Source organism: Thiohalocapsa sp., assembly GCF_019695415.1.
GTDB lineage: Bacteria > Pseudomonadota > Gammaproteobacteria > Chromatiales > Chromatiaceae > Thiohalocapsa.
On sequence record NZ_JAIFKJ010000039.1, the window covers coordinates 1 to 1,788 of the forward strand.

At 60.9% G+C, this 1,788-nt stretch carries 2 protein-coding genes; both read left to right on the forward strand.

Features of this window, described 5'->3' with window-relative positions; genetic code table 11:
• Positions 1 to 382: 382 nt before the first annotated feature.
• Positions 383 to 553: a hypothetical protein gene (locus I6U14_RS00490; protein WP_296895985.1), complete on the forward strand. Its 171-nt coding sequence runs from the start codon at positions 383 to 385 to the stop codon at positions 551 to 553.
• Between the two features lie 6 nt (positions 554 to 559).
• Positions 560 to 1,788 (forward strand): hypothetical protein (locus I6U14_RS00495; protein WP_296895986.1); only part of this gene is annotated, 1,229 nt, incomplete at its 3' end.

A 1,788-nucleotide genomic window follows, 5' to 3' on the forward strand; every position in this document is an offset into this window, starting at 1 on the left:
TGTCTGTGTTGTTTGTGTACAGTGGTGAATCATGTGTGATCGGGTAGTGCTTGTGTTGTATAGATGTGAATGGTTCAGTTATATGTTTGATCATAAAGTTTGAATGTGTGGTCGTTTTGTTCAAAAACGATTGTCTTGTCTATGAAGTTCTAATCTTTTTTTTTTTCAAGTTGTTTATAGAGACAGCTCCAGGGCGGCCCTGATCGGAAGCCGCGTCACAAACGAACTGCAGATTGCCTTCGGACGGGGAGACAGGGCTCGATTGGCGTCGCTATTCGCGGAGCCATTGGCGGCCGCTCTTCCACACCCAGTCAAGCCGGCGCTGACGGCGTCAAGCCGTCCAGCGACGAGCTCAGATCGGCTCTGGCTCAGCTTCCATGAGATGGCGTGGCGAGACACTTTGGAAGGGCGCATCAACGGCGACGGCCGGATCATCGTCCGCAAGCCCAGCAAAGACGGCGTGACGCGAGAGGTTCGCGGGGCCGTGGAGCTAGAGCTGGTGCCCACGGAATCGGAGTATCGCATCCGGCGGTTTCGTATTCAGGAAGACTGACCAACCGTGCCACATCTGCCCTTGACCCTATGGCGAGCATTGCTGCTCGTCCTCGCGGCGTTCCTTGCTTGGCGCATCTTCACTTCAGGCCTGGCCGCGCACTATGCCGAGCGCCTGGTGGCCGGGAATCCGGATGCATTGGAGCAGGTGCTGACCTGGCAGCCCGCGCATCCGCTGGCGCTGTATACGGAAGCGGTGCGCACGCTTGAGGAGGACAGCGATGCCGCCCGAGCGCTGTTCGCGCGCGCCTATGCCGCCAACCCCACCGATTCCCGCCCCTTGCTTGCCATCGCAGCGCTCGACGCCGAGGCCGGAAGGACCGAGGATGCCGACGCGCTGATACGCATCGCAGACCGCCTGCGACCCGTCGACCCGAACATCCAGCAGCGTATTGCGCTGTACTGGGATCAACGCGGCGATACGCCAACCGCCTTGCAGCATCTCAGCAAGGCCATGGTTGCGAATGGAAGGATCAGATGGGAGAGCTTTCCTGTGCTTCTGCAGCTGGCGGAAGATCCCACCCGCCGCGGGCTGCTGCGGACGATTGTGAAGGAGACTCCCTCGTGGTGGCCCGGCTTCTTTCGCTATGCCGTGCAACGCACAGACAGCACCGAGGTCGTGCGCTATCTCATGGCACTGCGCCGGCAAGCCGATCGCGATGCCGTTACTGATGCAGAGCGAATCGCCTACCAGAACCGCCTGCTGCGGGACGGGTATCCGGCGGAGGCATACCTGGAATGGCTGAATACCCTGCAGCCCGAGGCGCGCGCGGAGCTCGGGTTGCTGTTCAATGGCGGCTTCGAGCTGCCGCTCAGCGGTACGAGCTTCGGCTGGCAGACCAGGGCACACAAACAGCTGAACATCCGGCAGTTGCGCACACTGGGCAGCAAGGGTGCTCAGTCCCTGATGGTGCGGTTCAGCAGCTTCGAGGGGCGCTTCCACCATCTTGCGCAACGCTTGTTCCTGCAGCCCGGCACCTATCGGTTAAAGGGCATGGCGCGGGTGGACGGACTCAAGACCGAGGGGGGTGTGCGGTGGCGGCTTACCTGTCATGGCAATAGCCGCGAGGTGCTTGGGGAGAGCAAGGTGTTTCTGGGCCGCGCCGACTGGGCTGAATTCTCCTTCGACTTCGCCGTTCCGGAGAATGGCTGCGCGACTCAGGACCTGCGCCTAGTGTCGGCGGGAAGGCACAAGTTTGAGCTCGAATTCGACGGCGTACTCTGGTTCGACAACCT